Source organism: Salinisphaera sp., assembly GCF_035690525.1.
Lineage (GTDB): Bacteria > Pseudomonadota > Gammaproteobacteria > Nevskiales > Salinisphaeraceae > Salinisphaera.
This window is the reverse complement of sequence record NZ_DASSKM010000095.1, coordinates 1-3,443: the sequence shown is the minus strand read 5'-3', so window position 1 is coordinate 3,443 and position 3,443 is coordinate 1. Positions and strand designations below refer to the sequence as shown.

Sequence of the window (3,443 nt, the reverse complement as noted above, 5' to 3'; positions counted from 1 at the left end):
ATCTTGGAAGCCTTCTCCGCATCCTCTTCCTTGGGCGGGAAGAGATCGTGCGCCGTGAGCTTGAGCGCCAGCGCGATCGGGCTCGCGATGAAGATCGAAGAGTAAGTGCCGACGAGGATGCCGACGATCAGCGTGACCGAGAAACCGCGCAGCACCGGACCGCCGAGAATCAGCAACGCAAACAGCGTAAGCAGCGTGATGCCGGAGGTCATCACGGTACGCGACAGCGTCTGGTTGATCGCGGCGTTGACCACTTGCGGCGCGGTCGCCTTGCGCATGCGCGGAAAATTCTCGCGTATCCGGTCGAAGACGACCACGGTGTCGTTGACCGAATATCCCAGCACCGCCAGTAGCGCGGCCAGCACTGTCAGATCGAAGTTCAGCGGCAGGACCGAGAACACGCCCAGGGTGATGAAGATATCGTGCACCAGTGCGGCGACGGCGCCGAATGCCAGTTTCCAGTGGAACCGGAACAGCACGTAGAGCAGGATCGCGATCATGGTATAGAGCAGTGCCAGGCTGCCCTTGTTCACCAACTCCTGGCCGACCTGAGGCCCAACGTACTGAACGCCCTGCAACTGTGCGCCCGACGGGCCGCTTTTTAGCGCGTTCATCACGTGCTGGCCGATCTTGGCGGTCTTGACGTCCGGCTTCGAGGACAGCCGCACGATCACCGTATCGGCGCTGCCGAAATGCTGGGCGGCGGCGTTCAAATTGTGCTGATCGAGCGCCTGACGCACCTTACCCAAATCCACCTCGTGCGGGTACTGCACGTGCACCACCGCGCCACCGGTGAAGTCGATGCCGAAATTCAAATGCCCGGTCGCCAGCGATGCGACCGACAGCGCGACCAGCACATAAGTGACGGTGAGCGCGTACTTACCGAACCGGACGAAATCGAATTTCGTGTTCTTTTTGATCAGACGAAACATACTTGCCCCGATTAGATCGACACGCCGGACAGACGCTTACGATAGCCATAAACCAAATTCGTGATCGCGCGGGCGCCCACCACGGACGTGAACATCGACGTGACGATGCCGATCGACAGCGTGATCGCGAAGCCCTTGATCGGGCCGCTGCCGAAGCCGAACAGCGTCAGGCCCGCGAGCAGCGTGGTGATGTTGGCGTCGGCAATGGTCGAGAACGCTTTGTCGTAACCGGCTTTGATCGAGGCTTGGGGCGTATTGCCGGCATCCAGCTCCTCGCGTATTCGCTCGAAGATCAGCACATTGGCGTCGACCGCCATACCGAGCGTCAGCACGATGCCGGCGATGCCGGGCAGCGTGAGCGTCGCCTGCAGAATCGACATCACCGCCACCAACAGAATAAGGTTCATCAACAGCGCCGCGTCGGCGATCAGGCCGGCGACGCGGTAATAGACCGCCATGAAAACGACCACGGCCAGAAAACCGACGATGACGGCCAGTCGGCCCTTGGCGATATTCTCGGCGCCGAGACTCGGGCCGATGGTGCGTTCGGAGACGATATTGACCGGCGCGGCCAGCGCGCCGGCGCGCAGCAGCAGCGCGAGATCGTGCGCCTCGCCGCGTTGCAGACCGGTGGTCTGAAAACGCTTGCCGAACGCGCCCTGGATGTTGGCCACGCTGATCACGCGCTGATCCTTGTGATGGGTCGTGACCTTCTCGCCCTTGTCGTTGTAGTGGGTCTCGAAACGGGTCTCGGTGTAGAGCACCGCCATCGGATCGCCGATGTGCGCGGAGGTGACGTCGAACATCTTGCTCGCCGCCTGCCCGTCGAGGGTGACGAATACCGACGGCTGGTTGGTCTTCTGATCGAACCCGGCCGAGGCATCGACCAGTTGATCGCCCGAAGCGATCACCTCGTCCTTGAGCAGGATCGGCTGCCCATTTTTCATGTGATACAGCTCGGTACCTTCGGGAATATTCCCCGTCTTGGCCGCCTGTCGCGGGTCATGGCCTTGGGCCACCAGCCGATACTGCAGCGTTGCGGTCTTGCCCAGCAGCCGCTTAGCCTCGGCGGTGTCCTGCACGCCGGGCAGTTCGACCACAATACGGTCCTGGCCCTGGCGCTGGACCAGCGGCTCGGCCACGCCGAGCTCGTTCACGCGGTTGCGCAGCGTGGTCAGGTTCTGCTGGAGCGCGAAGTCCCGGATCTGATTGATACGACTCTCGGTCAGGGTGGCGACCAGCGTGTTGTCGGCATTCGGCGCCGGCTTGAACTGCAGGTTGCCGAACTGATCCGGCAAAGCGTCCTGCGCCTTGTTCATCGACTCTGCGTTAGGAAAGACTAGCTTGACCGAATCGCCGTCGCGATAAGCCCGCTTATAGCGAATCGACTGATCCCGCAGATAATGCGGCAGGTCGCGGGCATAGCGATCGTAGGTGTTCTCGAACACCGTGTCCATATCGACCTGCAGCAGGAAATGCACCCCGCCGCGCAGATCCAGGCCCAGCGACATCGGCTGCGCGCTGATCGCCCGCAGCCAGTCCGGCGTGGACGGCGCCAGATTGAGCGCGACCGTGTAGTCGTCCCCGAGCTTGCGTTTCAACACGCCCGCGGCCTTGAGCTGCGCCTCGATCGAGTTGTAACGCGCGAGCAGGCGTCCGTCCGTGAGACGCACGCTCTGCGCGCCCATATCGGCGTTCGACAGTATGGTCTTGACCCGGTTTTTGAGCTGCGCCGTGGCCGCGTTGCCGTTGATGCTGGACACCTGCACCGCCGGTTGCTCGCCGTACAGATTGGGCAACGCATAAAGTACGCCGACCGCCAGCACGACGACGAGCAAAAGATATTTCCACAGCGGATAACGGTTCATAAGACCCCGATCAGTCGCAAGATGCTCAAGAGCCTGCGATTACAACGAATCCATCGTGCCCTTCGGCACCACGCTGGTCACGGATGATTTCTGGACACGGATCTCGACGTCCTTGGCCACTTCGACCACCAGAAAGTTCTCTCCGACCTCGCGAATGCGCCCCGCCACGCCGCCGCTGGTGACGATCTCGCTGCCCTTGCTCAGGCTTTCGATCAGCTTCTTATGCTCTTTTTGCCGCTTCATCTGCGGGCGGATGACCAGGAAAAACATGATCGCGAAAAAGACCACGATCATGCCGATCGAGTAGATGGCGCTGCCGCCCTGGGCGCCCCCGCCGCCCTGCGCGTGCGCAAGAGGAATCAGAAAATCCATAGAGTAAGCCCTCGTCCAAGGTTGCGCGGTCTGTGCCGCAAATAAGCCGCACAGTATGCCATAGGGTTTGTCCGGACCCGGCTACGATGCATCGAATCTTTAGCCGTATCCGCCGTGGGCGGCTTGCGGCGTGCCCTGGCCTTCGGGCCCGACGAAGAAATCGCGCATGAACGCGGCGTAATCGCTGGCCTGGATGGCGGCGCGGACACGCCGCATCAGTCGTTGGTAGTAGGCCAGGTTGTGCCAGGTGTTCAGGCGCGCCGCCAGAATC

Annotated in this window: 4 protein-coding genes; all 4 read right to left on the bottom strand. The window is 61.7% G+C overall.

The window, feature by feature from the left end:
- Nucleotides 1–932: protein translocase subunit SecF (gene secF / locus VFJ08_RS07025; protein ID WP_324996484.1), on the bottom strand; the 932-nt coding region annotated here is incomplete at its 3' end.
- A gap of 11 nt (nucleotides 933–943) precedes the next feature.
- A complete protein-coding gene (gene secD / locus VFJ08_RS07020; protein WP_324996483.1) occupies nucleotides 944–2,800 on the bottom strand; it encodes a protein translocase subunit SecD in 1,857 nt (618 codons plus the stop codon).
- A gap of 39 nt (nucleotides 2,801–2,839) precedes the next feature.
- Nucleotides 2,840–3,172 (bottom strand): preprotein translocase subunit YajC, encoded by a 333-nt coding sequence (yajC, locus tag VFJ08_RS07015; protein ID WP_324996482.1) that lies wholly within the window; start codon nucleotides 3,170–3,172, stop codon nucleotides 2,840–2,842.
- Nucleotides 3,173–3,271: 99 nt separating this feature from the next.
- Nucleotides 3,272–3,439, bottom strand: coding sequence for a hypothetical protein (locus VFJ08_RS07010; protein WP_324996485.1), 168 nt, complete (start codon nucleotides 3,437–3,439; stop codon nucleotides 3,272–3,274).
- Nucleotides 3,440–3,443: the final 4 nt, after the last annotated feature.